17 protein-coding genes are annotated in these 17691 nt (G+C 65.1%); 8 read left to right on the top strand and 9 right to left on the bottom strand.

Annotated elements, in window-relative coordinates; genetic code table 11:
- Positions 1–31: 31 nt before the first annotated feature.
- Both J2X11_RS04525 and J2X11_RS04520 read left to right on the top strand, forming a co-directional pair.
- Positions 32–1339: a cyclopropane-fatty-acyl-phospholipid synthase family protein gene (locus J2X11_RS04525; RefSeq protein WP_309967167.1), complete on the top strand. Its 1308-nt coding sequence runs from the start codon at positions 32–34 to the stop codon at positions 1337–1339.
- Positions 1336–2139, top strand: coding sequence for a DUF1295 domain-containing protein (locus J2X11_RS04520; protein ID WP_309967165.1), 804 nt, complete (start codon positions 1336–1338; stop codon positions 2137–2139). The genes J2X11_RS04525 and J2X11_RS04520 overlap by 4 nt, the downstream gene beginning before the upstream one ends.
- A 13-nt stretch (positions 2140–2152) precedes the next feature.
- Here J2X11_RS04520 and J2X11_RS04515 read toward each other — a convergent pair whose 3' ends face one another.
- A complete protein-coding gene (locus J2X11_RS04515; protein ID WP_309967163.1) occupies positions 2153–2842 on the bottom strand; it encodes a metal-dependent transcriptional regulator in 690 nt (229 codons plus the stop codon).
- A 54-nt stretch (positions 2843–2896) separates the two neighbouring features.
- Between J2X11_RS04515 and J2X11_RS04510 the strand changes: the two genes are divergently transcribed.
- Together J2X11_RS04510 and J2X11_RS04505 are read left to right on the top strand one after the other, a co-directional pair.
- On the top strand, positions 2897–4237 hold the full coding sequence (locus J2X11_RS04510) for a cryptochrome/photolyase family protein (RefSeq protein WP_309967160.1): 1341 nt from the start codon (positions 2897–2899) through the stop codon (positions 4235–4237).
- A 13-nt stretch (positions 4238–4250) separates the two neighbouring features.
- The gene (locus tag J2X11_RS04505; protein ID WP_309967158.1) at positions 4251–4958 is read left to right on the top strand and encodes a hypothetical protein; all 708 of its coding nucleotides are present in this window, start codon (positions 4251–4253) and stop codon (positions 4956–4958) included.
- Here J2X11_RS04505 and J2X11_RS04500 read toward each other — a convergent pair.
- Together J2X11_RS04500 and pdxH are read right to left on the bottom strand one after the other, a co-directional pair.
- Entirely contained in the window at positions 4955–5623 is a 669-nt protein-coding gene (locus J2X11_RS04500; protein ID WP_309967156.1) for a DedA family protein, read from the bottom strand. The two genes, J2X11_RS04505 and J2X11_RS04500, sit on opposite strands and share 4 nt — an antisense overlap.
- Before the next feature lie 122 nt (positions 5624–5745).
- Complete coding sequence (gene pdxH / locus J2X11_RS04495; protein WP_309967155.1) at positions 5746–6390, bottom strand: pyridoxamine 5'-phosphate oxidase; 645 nt, start codon at positions 6388–6390, stop codon at positions 5746–5748.
- A 36-nt stretch (positions 6391–6426) separates the two neighbouring features.
- Here pdxH and J2X11_RS04490 point away from each other — a divergent pair, with 36 nt between their 5' ends.
- Both J2X11_RS04490 and J2X11_RS04485 read left to right on the top strand, forming a co-directional pair.
- Positions 6427–7533, top strand: coding sequence for a citrate synthase 2 (locus tag J2X11_RS04490; protein ID WP_309967154.1), 1107 nt, complete (start codon positions 6427–6429; stop codon positions 7531–7533).
- Between the two features lie 61 nt (positions 7534–7594).
- Positions 7595–8500, top strand: a complete 906-nt coding sequence (locus J2X11_RS04485) for a hypothetical protein (RefSeq protein WP_309967152.1) — start codon at positions 7595–7597, stop codon at positions 8498–8500.
- Positions 8501–8660: 160 nt separating this feature from the next.
- Here J2X11_RS04485 and J2X11_RS04480 read toward each other — a convergent pair whose 3' ends face one another.
- From J2X11_RS04480 to J2X11_RS04460, 5 genes are all read right to left on the bottom strand, one after another.
- On the bottom strand, positions 8661–9455 hold the full coding sequence (locus J2X11_RS04480; RefSeq protein ID WP_309967150.1) for a transglutaminase-like domain-containing protein: 795 nt from the start codon (positions 9453–9455) through the stop codon (positions 8661–8663).
- A 12-nt stretch (positions 9456–9467) separates the two neighbouring features.
- Complete coding sequence (locus tag J2X11_RS04475; protein WP_309967149.1) at positions 9468–10583, bottom strand: hypothetical protein; 1116 nt, start codon at positions 10581–10583, stop codon at positions 9468–9470.
- Between the two features lie 32 nt (positions 10584–10615).
- Positions 10616–11587 carry a methylmalonyl Co-A mutase-associated GTPase MeaB gene (gene meaB / locus J2X11_RS04470; protein WP_309967147.1) on the bottom strand — a complete coding sequence of 324 codons (972 nt, stop codon included), beginning with the start codon at positions 11585–11587 and terminating at the stop codon, positions 10616–10618.
- 170 nt (positions 11588–11757) lie between these two features.
- Positions 11758–13947 carry a methylmalonyl-CoA mutase gene (scpA, locus tag J2X11_RS04465; RefSeq protein WP_309967144.1) on the bottom strand — a complete coding sequence of 730 codons (2190 nt, stop codon included), beginning with the start codon at positions 13945–13947 and terminating at the stop codon, positions 11758–11760.
- Complete coding sequence (locus J2X11_RS04460; RefSeq protein WP_309967143.1) at positions 13944–15758, bottom strand: methylmalonyl-CoA mutase family protein; 1815 nt, start codon at positions 15756–15758, stop codon at positions 13944–13946. The genes scpA and J2X11_RS04460 overlap by 4 nt, the downstream gene beginning before the upstream one ends.
- A 156-nt stretch (positions 15759–15914) precedes the next feature.
- Here J2X11_RS04460 and J2X11_RS04455 point away from each other — a divergent pair, with 156 nt between their 5' ends.
- Positions 15915–16061, top strand: a complete 147-nt coding sequence (locus J2X11_RS04455; RefSeq protein ID WP_309967141.1) for a hypothetical protein — start codon at positions 15915–15917, stop codon at positions 16059–16061.
- 4 nt (positions 16062–16065) lie between these two features.
- Positions 16066–17172 (top strand): phosphoserine transaminase, encoded by a 1107-nt coding sequence (gene serC, locus J2X11_RS04450; RefSeq protein ID WP_309967139.1) that lies wholly within the window; start codon positions 16066–16068, stop codon positions 17170–17172.
- On the opposite strand, the gene J2X11_RS04445 is transcribed toward serC, so the two are convergent.
- Positions 17169–17687, bottom strand: coding sequence for a gamma carbonic anhydrase family protein (locus J2X11_RS04445; RefSeq protein WP_309967137.1), 519 nt, complete (start codon positions 17685–17687; stop codon positions 17169–17171). The two genes, serC and J2X11_RS04445, sit on opposite strands and share 4 nt — an antisense overlap.
- Between the last annotated feature and the right edge of the window lie 4 nt (positions 17688–17691).

Below are 17691 nucleotides of genomic sequence, written 5' to 3'. Positions count from 1 at the left end.
GCAACCCCGAGGCCCGCGAAACACTTGTCTCGTGAACAAAGCTGCCGCGCTCCTGAACCTCGCCGAAGAGACGCTCGGTCTCACGTTGCCGATCCGCCTTCGAGCGTGGGACGGCAGCGAGGCCGGAGCACCAGGCGCACCCGTTGTCGTCATCCGCAACAAGCGGGCTCTCCGTCACGTGATCTGGAAGCCAGGCGAGTTGGGCGTTGCACGCGCGTACGTCCAAGGCGATCTCGACATCGAGGGCGACCTCGGCGAAGGACTGCGCACGATGTGGGCCGCTGTACGCGATGCGCGCGCCGCCGACGGCTCGGCCGGGAGACCCAAGATCGGACCCAAGCAGGTGGCCAAGGCTGCGGCACTGGCCGTGCGACTTGGCGCGATCGGACGTCGACCACCCGCGCCTGCTGCCGAGTCCAACCTGACCGGCGAGCTGCACAGCAAAGAGCGCGACCAAGCAGCGATCTCGCACCACTACGACCTGTCGAACGATTTCTACGAGCTGATCCTCGACCCCAACATGGCCTACTCCAGCGGCTTCCACGTCACTCCGGAGATGTCACTGGAGGAGGCGCAGACCGCCAAGCTCCACCTGATCTGCCGCAAGCTCGGGCTCGAGCCCGGTATGCGGATGGTCGACATCGGGTCGGGCTGGGGATCGCTGACCCTGTTCGCGGCCGAGCACTACGGCGTGCACGTCACCGGCGTGACCCTCTCGTCGGAGCAGCGCGACTACGTCATGAAGAAGGCCGCCGAGCGCGGGCTCGAGGATCGGGTCGAGGTCAGCCTCCGACACTTCCGCGACCTCCGCGAGTCGGGCGTCAACGACAACGGCATCGATGCGATTGCGTCGATCGAGATGGGCGAGCACGTCGGCGACAAGGAGTACGTCGTCTTCACCGAGTCGATCCACCGCTACCTGCGTCCAGGCGGCCGCGTGCTGATCCAGCAGATGTCGCGCAGCAACGATGCGGTCGGCGACCGTCCGGGCGGCGGGCCGTTCATCGAGACGTACATCGCGCCAGACATGCACATGAAGCCCCTCGCCAAGACGATCGGACTGATCGCTGACGCCGGCCTCGAGATCCGCGATGTGCAGGCCATGCGTGAGCACTACCCGCAGACCGTCGCAGGCTGGGCCGACAATCTCAAGAACAACTGGTCAACGGCCGTCGCCCTGATCGGTGAGGAGAACGCGCGGGTCTGGCGTCTCTATCTTGTCGGCGGAGCGCTCGCCTTCGAGGAGAACCGCATGGGCGTCGACCAGATCCTTGCGGTCAAACCGAGTGCGAACGGCGTCGCTGGCATGCCGACGTCACCACTAGCGTGGCTGGCATGATCCCCAACGACCTGTCCCAATCCTTCACCAGCCTCGCTGCCGGTCTGGGCGTTGTCGTCGCGTTCATGGGGGTCGGCCTGGCGATCGCGCAGCGCAAGAAGAAGCTGACCGTCGTCGACACCATGTGGGGCATCGGCTTCGTTCTCGTGGCCGCCGAGACCGTTTTGGTGGCCTCAGGTGGGGACGGCGACCCATACCTTCGCTGGATTCTGCTCGCGATGACTGCTGTGTGGGGATTGCGTCTCTCGTGGCACCTGCACCGCCGCAATGCCAACGCGCCCGAGGATCCCCGGTACGCCGAGCTGGCCGCAGCCGACGGCCGATCCTTTGCCCAGGTCGCCCTCCTGCGGGTGTTCCTGCCACAGGGCATCGCAATGTGGCTCGTCGCGACGCCGATCATGGTCGGGGCCAACAACGAGGACATCGTCTGGTGGGTTGTCGCCCTCGGGCTTGCCATCTTCACGCTTGGAAACGTCTTCGAAGGCGTTGGTGACGCCCAGCTTGCCGCGTTCAAGAGCGATCCCGCCAACAAGGGCAAGCTGATGGACCAAGGCCTGTGGCGCTACACCCGCCACCCCAACTACTTCGGCGACGCCTGCGTCTGGGTCGGCATCTGGATCGTCGCTGCCAGCTCCTGGGCAGGTCTCGCGACCGTCATCAGCCCCATCGCCATGACGATCTTCCTGACCAAGGTCACCGGAGCAGCCCTCAATGAAAAGGGCATGAAGAAGAGCAAACCCGGCTACGACGAGTACGTACGTCGAACCAGCGGTTTTGTCCCATGGAAGCCGAAGGCTTAGCTCGAAACGAAACTCAGCTGGAGACGAAGATGTGCGATGCCGACTCTTCGTCGATCTCGGCAGTCTCACCCTGACGCGCGACGATCACGCCGTCGTGACCCTGTGAGACGAGAACGTCGTTGCCGGGTAGCGCGCCAACGCGACGCAGCACTGACATGACCTCAGTGTCCTTCTGAAGCTCTTCGACGATGCGGCGGACGACAAGGCGTACGGGTTCGGTGGAGCCGATGATTGCCTTGGTCATGGGCACGACACCATCAAGGAATTCGGTGTCCTCGCCAGTCTCGCCAAGCTCGGCCAGTCCGGGAATCGGGTTGCCGTACGGCGACTCGTTCGGGTGATCGAGCAGTTCGACGAGACGGCGCTCGACCTGCTCGGACATCACGTGTTCCCAGCGGCAGGCTTCTTCGTGCACGAACTCGATCTCGAGACCGATGATGTCGGTGAGCAGGCGCTCCGCGAGACGGTGCTTGCGCATCACCCGAGTGGCGAGCTGACGTCCCTTGGGAGACAGCTCGAGGTGACGGTCGCCCTCGACGGTGAGCAGCCCGTCACGCTCCATACGGGCGACGGTCTGACTGACCGTCGGTCCGCTCTGATGCAGGCGCTCGGCAATACGTGCACGAAGAGGGACGATGCCCTCCTCCTCAAGCTCGTAAACCGTACGGAGGTACATCTCTGTGGTGTCGATGAGGTCGCTCACGGATTCATTGTTTCACGTCGTGCGCGACGAGCATGCAGCCATGAGGATAGGAGCGTGCCGACTTCCGTGATGTGGTTCCGCAGCGACCTGCGTCTGCAAGACAATCCAGCACTCACAATGGCCAGTCTTGCCGGGCGGCAGGACGGAGTCGTCCCACTATTCGTTGTTGATGAGACGCTCTGGATCCAGAACGCCCGAGCCGCCTACCTCGCACGTTTGCTCGGCGACTTCTCGCAACGCATCGACGGGCTGCATGTCGTGCGAGGCGACCCCCGCACCGAGGTCAGCCGGGTCGCGCAGGAGGTTGGAGCCGACAGCGTGCATGTTGCAGCGGCGTTCACCCCGTACGGAGCTCGTCGCGATGACGCCGTCGAGCGCTCCCTGGCCACGCACGGTGTTCGGCTGGAGCGAACGGGCTCGCCCTACGCGGTCGCACCTGGACGGGTGACCAAAGACGACGGGACTGGGTATCGCGTATTCACGCCGTTCTTCCGCGCCTGGCAGAAGCACGGGTGGCGCGCTCCGGACACTGCCCTGGATGAAGTGAGCTGGATCCATCCCGACGGTGGCGTGAGCATCCCCGAAACCCCCGTTCAGGACGGAATGCGTCTTCCGCCGTACGGCGAAGACGCGGCGCTCGCGCGTTGGCGGCAGTTCCTGGACGAGGATGTCGCCGAGTACGACTCGGCACGAGACCTGCCCGGCAGAGACCGCACTTCGCGCATGTCGGTGCACCTCAAATGGGGCACGATCCACCCACGCACGATGCTCGCCGACCTCGCTCAGCTCAGGTCGAAGGGTGCAGAGGCGTACGCACGCGAATTGGCCTTCCGCGAGTTCTACGCCGACGTGCTGCACCATCGCCCCGACTCCGCGTTCGGCTACTACAACCGCGCGTTCGAGCAGATGGAGTACGACGAACCCGGCGAGGCTCTCGCAGCGTGGAAGCAAGGCCGCACTGGATTCCCGATCGTCGATGCCGGAATGCGCCAGCTGCTCTCGGAAGGATGGATGCATAACCGAGTCCGCATGATCGTCGCCAGCTTCCTCGTCAAAGACCTGCACCTCGAGTGGCAGCACGGCGCTCGACACTTCATGGACCAGCTCGTCGATGGCGACCTCGCATCCAATCAACACGGCTGGCAGTGGGTCGCAGGCTCGGGCACGGACGCATCGCCGTACTTCCGCGTCTTCAACCCGACGACACAGGGGAAGAAGTTCGATCCGGACGGTGAGTACGTACGTCGCTGGGTGCCGGAGCTTGCCGATGTACCCGCCAAGAACGTGCACACCCCGTGGGAGCTTGATCCACCGCCGGCCGGCTATCCCGCTCCGATCGTCGACCACTCGGAGGAGCGGATCGAGTCGCTCCGACGCTACGAGGTCATTCGCTGAGTAGGTTGACTGCATGGTCACGATCTCGACCCAGTTCAACGGACCCGATCGCACGGGCAATGGCGGGTATGTCGCCGGGCTGATCGCCAACGAGCTGGGCGGCGATGGCCCGACAACGTCCAAACTGCGCATTCCACCCCCGCTGGCAACTCCCCTCTCCTGGGAAAGCAGCGACGCGGAGACTCGCCTGCTGACGGCCGGCGGAGCAGTTGTCGGCGAGGCGAGCAGCGGCGAGTTCCGACGCGATCCCCCGCCCTGCCCGACACACAAGCAGGCGAAGGCCGGACTCGCGGCATACCCGGGCTTCCACAACCATCCGTTCGATCGGTGCTTCACCTGTGGCACCAAACGCGATGAGGGTGACGGGCTGCGACTGTTCACCGGCCCGTACGCCGATGGCAGGACATCAGCACCATGGACGCCGCATGCGGCCTTCGGTGGAGACGACGGCGCCATCGACGTCCCAGTGATGTGGGCCGCGCTGGACTGCCCCGGCGGCTGGGCGGCGGACTTCACTAGCAACTCGATGGTTCTCGGATTGATGACCGCCGAGGTCACTCGCCTGCCGGTTGCGGGAGAGCCCTGCATTTCGGTGGGCAGCCTGTATGAACGGGACGGCCGCAAGTTCTTCACCGACACTGCGCTCTACACGGCAGAGGGCGAACTACTGGGTCACGCCGAGCAGGTGTGGGTCCTGATCGACCTGGCCAACTTCTCCTAGTAGCCGTGCACGTCACCGATCAGCGGCGCGAACGTCGACCGGTACGGTCGCGCACCGGTCGAAAGCTCGAGGGACGCTACGTCCGGAGCGGCAGCCACCGGACGTACGCCCACGACGGCGCGAATGATCAGCACCGGGACCACAGCCAGTGCAAGGAGCACCAGCAACAACCATGAGGCGCGACCGAAGGTGTCGGTCGTCACCGAGGTGACCGTCGCGACAACCGATCCACCGCCGACATACGCGGCCGCCCAGGTCGCCGAGCCGGCCAGCGACGCGGGTGCGAAGCGGCGGTACTCGAGCCCGGCTGCGCCTGCCGCGGCCGGCGTCAGTGTGCGAACGATCGGCACGAGGCGGGTGAGGAACACCGCTGATGCGCCACGACGTCGCAGCATCGAGGTCGCGCGATCAAAGTGGCGAACGCCGAGGCGACGAACGGGCTTGGTGTCGCGGAGCTTGTCGCCGTACCGACGGCCGAGCAGATAGCCGACGTGATCGCCCATGCTCGCGCCGATCATCACTGCCAAACCCAGCAACAGCATGTCTGTGGTGGAGCGCATCGAGGCCGCGAGTACGACAACGGCCGTCTCGCCGGGCAGCACGATGCCGAGACCCAAGCCTGACTCTGCGAACGCTAGAGCAAACCCGATGGCAAGCGTGATCATGACTCCTGACATGCCTCCACGATGATCGGGCGACGCGTCCAGTCTCCGACTCGCATGCGGCCGGAAGGTGAACACGCATTGACGAATTCGACGGCTCTGTGCGCACCAGAGTCAGACCTGAGTCAGGGAGCAAGCCGGGTGCGACTCCAGCTCGTACCAGCCCGCAGGTACAGCAACCGGTCATGCAGTCGGTCCTCGCGACCCTGCCAGAACTCGATCGACTCAATCTCGATGCGATAGCCGCCCCAGTGGTCTGGCCGGGTGACTTCACCGGCGCCGTATGTCTCGGCGACGTCCGCGTAGAGAGCTTCAAGTGCGGCTCGATCCTCGACAACAGATGACTGCGGTGAGGCCGCGGCGCTCAACTGTGAGCCACGCGGCCGGGAATGGAAGTACCTTTCCGAATCCGCCGCAGCGATCCGAGACACCGTTCCCTCCACCCGCACCTGTCGCTGAAGCGGGTGCCAGAGCATCGCTGCAGCGGCGCGCGGGTTGGACTCCAGCTCACGGCCCTTGCGCGACTCGTAGTTGGTGAAGAACGTCAGTCCCGATTCGTCGACGCCCTTGAGCAGCACGATGCGTACGGACGGGTGGCCGTCGGATGTCGAGGTAGCGAGTGCCATCGCATTGGGCTCATGGATCTGCGCGGCCAAAGCATCGTCGAACCATCGGCCGAACAGGTTCAGCGGATCGTCGCCGGCAGCAGTCTCAGCGAGACCGTCGCGGGCATAGGACTCACGCATTCGAGCCAAATCAGGGGACTCCATGTGCCCACCGTAGTTGCGCAGGGCAGAATGCAGAGCATGACTGAAGTGCACCATGGACTAGAAGGCGTCGTCGCATTCGAGAGCGAGATCGCCGAGCCGGACAAGGAAGGGTCAGCGCTGCGCTATCGCGGCGTCGACATCGACGACCTGGTCGGCCGCGTACCGTTCGAGAAGATCTGGGGCCTGCTGGTCGATGGGTCGTACGAGCCGGGCCTGCCGCCCGCCGAGCCGTTCCCCATTCCGGTGCACTCCGGCGACATCCGCGCAGACGTACAGAGCGCAATCGCGCTGACGGCTCCCGCCTGGGGCCTCAAGCAGCTGTATGACATCGACGACGTTCAGGCACGTGAGGACCTTGCCCGCACCGCGGTCATGGTCCTTTCGTATGTCGCGCAGGCCGCTCGCGGAGTTGGCAAGCCGATGGTTCCGCAGTCCGAGATCGACAAGAACGACACGATCATCGGCCGCATGCTCACCCGCTGGCGCGGCGAGGTCAACCCCGATCACGCGAAGGCCATCGACGCGTACCTCGTGTCGGCTGCCGAGCACGGCATGAACGCCTCGACCTTCACGGCACGCGTCATCGCCTCGACAGGTGCCGACGTCGCAGCCGCGCTGTCCGGTGCTGTTGGTGCCATGTCCGGACCGCTGCACGGTGGTGCGCCTGCCCGCGTACTGACCATGATCGAAGAGGTTGAGAAGTCCGGCGACGCCACCGCCTACGTCAAGAAGCTCCTCGACGACGGCGAACGCCTCATGGGCTTCGGCCACCGCGTCTACCGCGCCGAGGACCCGCGTGCTCGCACGCTCCGTCGTACAGCCAAGGAGCTCAAGGCTCCTCGCGCCGAGGTTGCCATCGCACTCGAGGAGGCTGCGCTCAAGGAACTCCGCGAGCGTCGTCCCGACCGCGTGCTCGAGACGAACGTCGAGTTCTGGGCCGCGATCGTCCTCGATTACGCAGAGGTCCCGCCGCCCATGTTCACCGCGATGTTCACGTCAGCCCGTACGGCTGGTTGGAGCGCGCACATCCTCGAGCAGAAGCGCACCGGCCGCCTCATCCGTCCGTCGGCGATCTACACGGGTCCGCCGACCCGCAAGGCTGACGAGGTTGAGGGCTGGAACCCAGCCTGGGCGAACGCCTGATCGCACTGATCTCGATCAATAGGGATCAGTCGCCGCCACCTACTGCCCTTATGCTGGGGCCGTGAAGACGAAGTGGCTGACGGTGTTTGCCGGCGCAGTCACGGCGGTCGTCCTGGTGAGCCTGGCAATGGGCTTCGCCGCACCGGACGGTTCTGTGGGCGACAAGCCGACAGCGAGCAGCACTCCATCGGCCAGCGAAACAGCAACGTCCAAGCCCAAACCCACGGCCGATCCCGCGCCAGATCCTGCCCGAGCAGCACTGGCTCCTGAGTCCGTACGCGGTGTGTGGCCAGGCCGTCCGGGCAAGGCGTCCGTCAAGGGCAAGAAGGTCAACTGGTGCCCTGCCGTACGTATCACCGGCGAAGCAGATGCCGTTCGCGTGTTTGGCGCCAAGGCCGTCGACGCAGCGGCGTGCGAGGCAGTCCGGTTCGTGTTCGAGAAGCGCTACTCACGACTGTCCCTCCCCCGCCAGTCGTACAAGCCCTCCAACTTCGACTTCGTCCTACCGTCACTCAGCTCGACCACCGCGACCCAGATCTACCAACCGCGCATCAATGCCTTCGTCGCCAACCCCGGAAGCACGGCGGCTCGCGACGAGCTGGGACTGGTGCTGCTGCGCGGTGAAGGCAAGCGCGGCAAGTACGCGTCCGCCGGACTGGGCCGCGTCTACTACGGCAAGGCCTACACAACGCGGGGCTATCGTGGCCGCGCGGCGTGGATCAACCCGAAGTGGTCGACCGTGTCGATCAGCGTCGACTACAGCAAGGCGCAACCCCGCATTGCGGCCAAGTTCACGGCCCAGGCATCAGTCCCCGTCTTCAACACTGCGAAGAAGCGCGACGAGATGCTGACGGTTGCGACGTCGGCGACGTACTTCTTGCGACACGGCGGTGGCACCGCCTGGTCGATCGGCGGTTGGACCGTCACGACCAACACGCTCGGGTTCTTCCCGCTCCGTGTGAACTAGTTGTGAACTCTGCCGTCTCGGCTTGACTTAACCCGCGCAAGTTAGTTACGAAGGACTAGAGGGTCCTAGTTCCTACGAGTTACTTCCTCAAGAGGTAGGTCCCAAGGCGGCGCGGGGGCGCTCCCAGTTCCCGCGTCGCCACTACCAAGTTCGTTAGCGCTCAGCGCAACTCGACCAGCCGTGACACATCGTCGCGAGGCAGCTCGTCGACAACGGCAATCACCTGCATCGACAACAGGTCGACGCGCGCCCAGTGCTGGGACAGGAATGCCGTCTCAGATGCATCCTGACCGGTGGCGATACGAAGCAGGCTCTGTCGAGGCGCCAATCCCGTGGCGTCGACGACATGCCAGGCATCCTCGACATATGCCTCCGCAACCGCATGGAAGTCCATGGGGGTGAGCCCAGGCGCGTAGACCGAGGCCAGTCGAGCTGGCACGTCCAGGCCGCGAAGGAGAGCCACTACGAGGTGCGCGTAGTCGCGACACACGCCCTCACGCGCCAACATCGTCGCAACCGCGCCGTCGGTGTGAAGGCTGACGCCGGGCACGTACGAGAGGTGCGAGCCGACCCAGCTGGTGACAGCGTCGAGGAGCGCCTTGCCACTGACGCCAGCGAACTCGGCCCGAGCGGTGGAGAACAGCGTGTCCGACTCGCAGTAGCGGCTGGGGCGGCGGTACTCGATCAGGTCGAGCTCGTCGACGGGCGCGGAATCGGCCTGGCCAATGGCGACAGCCGAGTAGTCGATCGTCATCTTGCCGGCGGGACCGGTCAGGCGATGCAGCCTGGTGCCGTGGCGACCGATGAGCTCACGCACCTCCAGCTCACCGCCGCCAGAGTTGATCGAGAACGTCTCGGACTCGAGGTTGGCGCCTTGGGCGACGGCAATCGAGAAGATCAGGTCAGCGGAGTCGTGGAGCTCGAGCTCGAGATGGGCTGAGACGGATCGCTTCACGACCTCAGCCTTTCACATTCCTGAGGGTGCCTTCGACAGCGCGGAGCTGACGCGCACGACGCCGGCGCCGTACTTGTCGTCGAATGCCTTCTGCAGTCGCCCACCCTCGTCGAGGATCACGTCCACGTCGACGTGGTCATCGCCAGAAGATGTCGAGAGCACCAATCCCTTCGCCATGTCCCGCGTCTCCTGCTGGATGCGTTGGAGCTCTGCTTCGGTGTGCGTGGCCTTGCTGACGCACAGTGCGCCCTTCCAAACCGTACGCATTGCCTTCTCGGCACCCTTGACGTCCTTGGTCACCCTGACGTTGAGGATGATCTTGTTCGGATCGTTCTCGGTTCCCTCGTTGAACTGCTGATCAATCCACACCTCTGAGTAGCCCGGGAGCTTCTCGGCGAACGGTGCAGCGCGTTCCACGGCGTACTCATCGAGTTTGGGCCGGTCCTTGGGGAACCAACCTCCGTCCGGTTCCAGGCATGGAGTCTTGAAGTCGCGCTCTAACGCGTCCGCTGGGACCTCGCCCTCGAACTGCTGAGGTTCCAGCGGAGGACGGGTCAATGTGAAGTCACCGTCGACATAGATGCCATGGACGACGTACACCCCGTAGGTCGTCTGCGAACGTCTGCTCTCACCTGTGACTTTGTCCCAGCTCCAGTTCGGTATGTCCGGGCCGTCGCACTGTGGAGGCATCGACAGCCTGATCCCTCCCATGCATAGCTGCGGACCATGACCTTGGCCGAAGGTGCCGCCGTCTTCGAGGACGGATGCTCGCGCGAGGTACTCCTGCGTGCCACATGTGCCGACCGGTCGAGGCAGCGTCGTGAGTTCGAAGGTGTCACCAACGTCCTTGCCTTCGAAGCAGAAGTCACCGAACTGCGCCCCGACCTCACCGGCCGCGCCCCAGACCTTGGCCCAGTCCCAGTTCGTGATGACGGGACCCTCGCATTGCGGTGGCGCTGACTCGCGTACCGGGCCGGTGCAGAGAATCGGCCCGTCGCCGGCTGGCACATCAGTCACGGTGGCGCGGTCGATCGTCCGCACCGCGCCGTCCTTGGCAGGAGGGTCTGACGACTCCGACCCACACGCAGCCAGCAGCGCGAGCATCAACACGACCGACAGAGTCCGCATACCTGAGTATGTCTGCCGTACGCGAATCGTCTCTAGGAGTCGTACGCCTCGAGGATCTTGTCGGCGGCAGTTGCGGCGGGCATCTCGCCGGACAGGACGGCTTCGCGAACTTCCTCGCGGACCTTGGCCACGGCTTCGTCGTTGCGGAGGCGCTGGTCGAGCTCATCGCGTACGAGCGCCCAGGTGAAGTCGAGTTGTTGAGCGGCACGCTTGGCCGCGAGTCCGTCATCGCCGAGGGACTCGCGGTGCTCGAGCACGCGGGACCAGACCTTGTCGATGTCGATGCCCTCAAGCGCCGAACAGGTGAGGACCGGGGGGACCCATTCCTTGGAACCGCTGAAGACGAGGCGCATGGCTCCGGCGAGATCCTTGGCTGCGGCGTTGGCCTCCTGCTTGCGATCGCCGTCGGCCTTGTTGACCGCGACAACGTCGACGATCTCGAGGATGCCCTTCTTGATGCCCTGGAGCTGGTCGCCGGAACGGGCGAGGGTCAGGAACGTGAAGGTGTCGACCATTCCAGCTACCGTGATCTCGGACTGCCCGACACCGACTGTCTCGATCAGGACGACATCAAAGCCAGCTGCCTCGAGGACCGTCATGGCCTGCCCTGTCGCTCGCGCGACACCGCCGAGGGTGCCGGCACTGGGCGAGGGACGGATGAACGCATCTGGGTTGACCGCGAGCTTGGCCATGCGGGTCTTGTCACCGAGCACCGAGCCGCCGGTACGCACGCTCGACGGATCGACAGCGAGTACGCCGACGCGGTGACCCTGCTCGACGAGGTAGGTGCCGAGCGCTTCGATGAACGTGGACTTGCCGACACCGGGCACGCCGGAGATGCCAACACGTACGGCTCCCCCGGCGTCAGGGTTCAGCAGACCAAGCAACTCACGCGCCTGAGCGCGATGGTCAGTGCGACTCGACTCGACGAGCGTGATGGCCCGCGAGATCGCCGCCCGCTTGCGCGCGCGTACGTCCTCGGCGAGCTGGGCGACATCGACCACTAGGACGTGCCTCTCAATTGGTGGCCGATCAGGGAGCGTGGCATCCGCGCCCGGCTGGCAAGGCAGAGGAGGGAGGCGGACCGGGGTTGTCCGTCGACCGACGATAACGCCGCCAGGCGGGATGCGGTGCCGCGCGAGCCGGCCATCGAATTGGGAGGCATGTCCTAGGTCTAAGCGCCGCTCTTGAGGTTCTGTCGGAGTCGTTCGAGCAGGTCGAGCGCCGAGTCGGCGATCACCGTGCCGGGCAGGAACACCGCGGCCGCACCCATCTCCTTGAGCGTCTCGACGTCATCGGGCGGGATGACGCCACCGATCGACACCATGATGTCTCCGCGACCGAGGTCCTCGAGCGCCTGCTTCAACGCGGGCAACAGCGTGAGGTGACCCGCGGCAAGCGATGAGACACCGACGATGTGGACATCGGCGTCGACTGCCTGCTGGGCTACCTCTTCAGGTGTCGAGAACAGTGGGCCTACGTCAACGTCGAAGCCCATGTCGGCGAAGGCTGTGACGACAACCTTCTGACCGCGATCGTGTCCGTCCTGGCCCATCTTGGCGACGAGGATGCGGGGGCGACGGCCCTCGGCCTTCTCGAAGTCCTCGGTGGCCTTGACCACCGCGGCGACATTGCCGGCCTGGCCGGCTTCAGCACGGTACACACCTGAGATCGTACGGATGACTGCTTGGTGACGCCCGTAGACCTTCTCGAGTGCGTCGGAGATTTCGCCGACCGTCGCCTTGGCACGCGCAGCGTTGACCGCGAGTGTGAGCAGGTTGTCGTCGAGCGAGCCGTCGCTGGTCGAACCGCGTTCGGCACTCTTGGTCAATGCGGCGAGGGCAGCATCGACGTCATCCTGGTTGCGCTCGGCACGCAGACGCTCGAGCTTGGCGATCTGCGACGCGTACACGGCCTTGTTGTCGACCTTGAGTACGTCGAGCGGGTCCTCGTCGGCGAGGCGGTACGTGTTGACGCCGATGACGGCCTGCTGGCCGGAGTCAATGCGGGCCTGCGTACGAGCCGCGGCTTCTTCGATCCGCATCTTGGGGATGCCGGCCTCGATCGCCTTCGACATACCGCCGGCCTTCTCGACTTCCTGGATGTGAGCCCAGGCGCGGTTGGCGAGGTCGTGGGTCAGCTTCTCTACGTAGTAGGAGCCGCCCCATGGGTCGATGATGTCGGTCGTGCCCGACTCCTGCTGCAGGAGCAGCTGAGTGTTGCGGGCGATGCGGGCGCTGAAGTCGGTCGGCAGAGCGATCGCTTCGTCGAGTGCGTTGGTGTGCAGCGACTGCGTGTGTCCCTGAGTCGCCGCCATTGCTTCGATCGCGGTACGGCCGACGTTGTTGAACACGTCCTGCGCAGTGAGCGACCAACCGGAGGTCTGGCTGTGGGTGCGCAGGCTCAGCGACTTGGCGTTCTTGGGATTGAAGTCCGAGACCAGGCGGGCCCAGAGCGCGCGAGCCGCACGCATCTTGGCGATCTCCATGTAGAAGTTCATGCCGATGGCCCAGAAGAAGCTCAGGCGAGGAGCGAAGGCGTCGATGTCGAGGCCGACATCGAGACCTGCGCGGATGTACTCGACACCGTCTGCCAGCGTGTACGCGAGCTCAAGATCGTTCGTCGCTCCGGCTTCCTGGATGTGATAGCCGGAGATCGAGATCGAGTTGAAGCGCGGCATCTTCTGCGCCGTGTACGCGAAGATGTCGGAGATGATCCGCATCGACGGTGCCGGCGGGTAGATGTAGGTGTTGCGCACCATGAACTCTTTGAGGATGTCGTTCTGGATCGTGCCCGACAGCTTCTCGGGCGGAACGCCCTGCTCCTCAGCAGCCACGATGTAGAGCGCCAGGATCGGCAGCACGGCACCGTTCATCGTCATCGAGACACTCATCTCGTCGAGGGGGATGCCCTCGAACAGCTTGCGAGTGTCATAGATCGAGTCGATCGCGACACCGGCCATGCCGACGTCGCCGACGACGCGCGGGTTGTCGGAGTCGTAGCCGCGGTGGGTCGCGAGGTCGAAGGCGACCGAGAGGCCCTTCTGACCGGCCGCGAGGTTGCGGCGATAGAACGCGTTGGACTCCTCCGCCGTGGAGAAGCCGGCGTACTGGCGAATCGTCCACGGCTGAGTTGTGTACATCGCCGGGTAGGGACCGCGAAGGAACGGCGTCAGGCCGGGCAACGTGTCGAGAGCATCAAGGCCCTCGAGGTCGTCGGCGGTGTAGAGCCCGTCGACATCGATGCCTTCCGGCGCGGCCCACGGCTCTGAGCCATCGGTGGCGTTCGCGTACGCCTTGGCGTCAGCCTCGTACGGCTGCTCGGGATCGAGGGGAAGGCCCTGGAAGCTCTTGGGAATGCTCATGCGCCCAGCTCCTGTCGGATCGAGCGGAGGAACGCGAGCGCGTCATCTCCGACGGCGGCGGTGGCATCGACGTCGAGGCTGCTCTTGCCAGCCACCACGACGTGCTTGGCGCCAGCTCCGCGAAGTGCGGTGACGAGGTCGGCGCCCCACGCGTCATACGCGGTGGCGTTGCCTGTCAGGCAGACGACCGGAACGTTGCCTGCCGAGTTGTAGGCCGCGATGATCTCGTCGACACCTTCGGTGGGTCCAGCGGTGACCGTGTCGACACCACCGGCGGCGAAGAGGTTGGCGGCAAACGTTGCGCGTGCCGTGTAGGCCGCAACAGTGCCCATCGTCGCCAGGAAGACAGGAGTCGCTGCACGGTCATCGCGCATCGCTTCGAACTCGCCGCCGTAGCGGTGTACGTCCAACACTGCGTCATTCAAACCGGGGGCGTACGGACGACGCTCGGGCAGCGTCTCGTGAAGGTTCGGGAACTCCGAGACACCTGTGATCGGCTGCTTGCGCTTGGCGATGGCCAGCGCCCGCTGCGACACGGTCGCCTCAACGTGCGTGCGTACGACTACGAGGGCGGCATCGAGGCTGTCGGTCGCATCGATCTCGCCGAACAGTGCCCAGGCGGCACGGGCTGTGTCGTCCGTGAGCTTCTCTACGGCGTACGAGCCGCCAGCTGGATCGGCGACCTCAGCGACGTGCGACTCGCTGATCAGCAGGCTCGAGGTGTTGCGAGCGATGCGGCGGCTGAACGCGTCGGGCAGTCCGAGACGCTCGTCGAACGGCAGGACCGTGACGGATGCGGCGCCACCGACGCCAGCAGCGAAAGCGGCCACGGTTGTGCGGAGCATGTTCACGTACGGGTCGTACTTCGCCATCATCGGACGCGAGGTCACGGCGTGCTGGAGCTGACCGGTCGCGGCACCACCGCTGAGCTCGACCACTCGGTTCCAAAGGCGACGCGCGGCGCGGAACTTCGCGATCGTCGGGAACTGTTCACCAGTCGCGGCGTAACGGAAGTCGATCAGGCCAGCGGCCTCATCAACTGAGAAGCCGGCCTCGACCAGGAGGCGGAGGTACTGCGCGCCAGCGGCCAGTGAGTACGCGAGTTCCTGGACGTCCGATGCACCGGCGTCGTGCACAGCAGTCGCATCGACCGTCAGCGCGCGGGCGCCAAGCGGCCCAGCAATGCGAGCGACCTCAACTGCCGACTCGAGGTTTGTGTCGCCGCGTCCACGGAAGGCCGCACCGATCGGATCGGCACCAAAGCTCGTGCCGGGGGCCGGGGTGATGGACCGTTCGGAGATGACCGTCGCGAATGCCTTCGCGGCTTCGACGGGCTCATGAGGTGCATCAAGCGCGATAGGAGCGAGGTCGAGGAACACCGCTTCGAGGACGGTCGCCAACGACTCGATCGGTACGCCGCCACTGCCGACCCTGATCCACAGCGAGTTGACGCCGTTCTCGAGGTCGGTGATGACGTCCTGCCGGGTCCGCTCAACATCCGGATCGGCGAACCAGGCGCGTACGTCCCAGCCTTCAAGCTCGCGGGTTGCGGTGCTGCCGCGCGTAAACGGGGCCTGTCCAGGGAGTCCGGGATCGGCAAGATCAGCCGTGAGCGATGCGGTGCCAAGAGGCGTCACCGTGATCCCATCGAGCGTGGAGGTTGCAAGAACCTGCCACACGTCAGAATCAGGCGCGTCCTCGCCGAGGCGACGTGACTTGCGCAGAACTGCGGCGGTCTCTTTCTCCCACTCAGATGGCTCGTGTGAGATGCCGTCCGCGAGGTCGACTTCAATTGCTGGTGCGTCCGACATAAGGGGCATCGTATGAGTTGGCACACGTGCGCGGCCACCAGATGTGACCAATGTGACGGACATGTTTCTCGCATTCGCGTCATATCTCGCGACCTGGTTCGTCCTAGGTGTAACTCGGGGTGACACTTTCGCTCCGGCACGCCCGAAAGGACACGCATGCCTTACGCCGCCGTACTGGCCGCGCTCATTGCCCTGATCGCCGTCGCGGTCGTCTATCGCCAGCGCACTCCGGCGCGCTCCGCGCGACACCGCGCCGATGTCGAGGTACCCAACCTGTGGCAGGCGTGGCGCCTGAGAGACTGATCCCGTGAAGATCCCCGCAGAGCTGCTGCCGAAGGACGGACGATTCGGGTCCGGCCCTTCCAAGGTGCGCACCGAGGCGCTCAACGCCCTCGCTGCGACCGGCGTGACGCTCATGGGGACTTCGCACCGCCAGGCACCTGTCAAGAACCTCGTGGGAAGTATCCGCGAGGGCATTGCCGACCTGTTCACACTCCCTGACGGCTATGAAGTCGTGCTGGGAGTCGGCGGATCGCATGCGTTCTTCGATGCAGCGACGTTCGGGCTGATCCGCGAACGCAGCCAACACCTGGTCCATGGTGAGTTCACCAGCAAGTTCGCCAAGGCTGTTGCTGCGGCACCATTCCTTGCCGATCCGGATGTACGCGAGAGCGACTTCACGACACACCCCGAGCCGGTCGCCGTCGCGGGCGTCGACACGTACGCCTGGGCACACAACGAGACCTCGACGGGCGTCATGGTGCCGGTCCAACGCGTCGCTGGTGCTGATGACGGAGCACTCATCGTCATCGATGCCACCTCAGGTGCCGGCGGGCTGCCCGTCGACATCGCGGAGACCGACACCTACTACTTCGCGCCCCAGAAGACGTTCGGTTCGGACGGCGGCCTGTGGCTCGCGCTGATGTCCCCCGCTGCGATCGAGCGTGCGGAGGCGATCAAGGCAAGCGGCCGACACATACCTGGCTTCATCGACCTGCCGATCGCGATCGACAACTCGCGCAAGAACCAGACCTACAACACGCCTGCGCTCGCGACCCTGCACCTGCTGGATCAACAGATCCAGTGGATGCTCGGCGAGGGCGGGCTCGATTGGGCCGTCAAGCGCACAACCGACTCGTCGACCCGCCTGTACGAGTGGGCGGAAGCCTCGACGTACGCGACGCCATTCGTCACCGATCCGGCAGACCGCTCGCTGGTGGTCGGCACAATCGACCTGGATGGCGTTGACGCCTCCGCGATCACCGACGCATTGCGAGAGAACGGCATCGTCGACATCGACGGCTACCGCGGTCTCAACCGCAACCAGCTGCGGATCGCGATGTTCCCTGCGATCGAGCCCGAGGACATCAGCGCGCTGACGGCCTGCATCGACTACGTGGTGGACAACCTCTAGCCGACGACGTTGCCATTGCGGTGCAGCTCGCGGTGCTCTTCGTAGATCTCGGAGTTGTGGTGCAGCGCGGCGACTTCGTCGTCGCTCAGCTCGCGACGAACCTTTCCCGGCACGCCTGCGACAAGGGAGCGCGGCGGTATGACCGCGCCTTCCGACACCAGCGCACCAGCCGCAATCAGCGACTCCGCGCCGATGACGGCGCCGTTCATGATGATCGCGCCCATGCCGACCAGTACGTGGTCCTCGACTGTTGCTCCGTGGATCACGGCGCCGTGACCGACGGAGACGCCTTCGCCGAGCAGTACGGGCTTGCCCTTGTCGACGTGGAAAACGCAGTTGTCCTGCACGTTCGACCTCGCACCGATCGTGATCGGCTCGTTGTCGGCGCGCAGGACAGCTCCGTACCAAACACTTGCCCCATCGCCGATCACGACTGATCCGGCGAGGGTTGCGTTGGGTGCCACCCACGCGCTGTCGGCAACCTGCGGAACCTGGTCTCCAAGAGCGATGTGCATGGCA

The sequence above is a fragment of the Aeromicrobium panaciterrae genome (assembly GCF_031457275.1).
Lineage (GTDB): Bacteria > Actinomycetota > Actinomycetes > Propionibacteriales > Nocardioidaceae > Aeromicrobium > Aeromicrobium panaciterrae_A.
The sequence above is the reverse complement of the archived record's forward strand: the minus strand, read 5'-3'. Positions and strand labels throughout refer to the sequence as shown.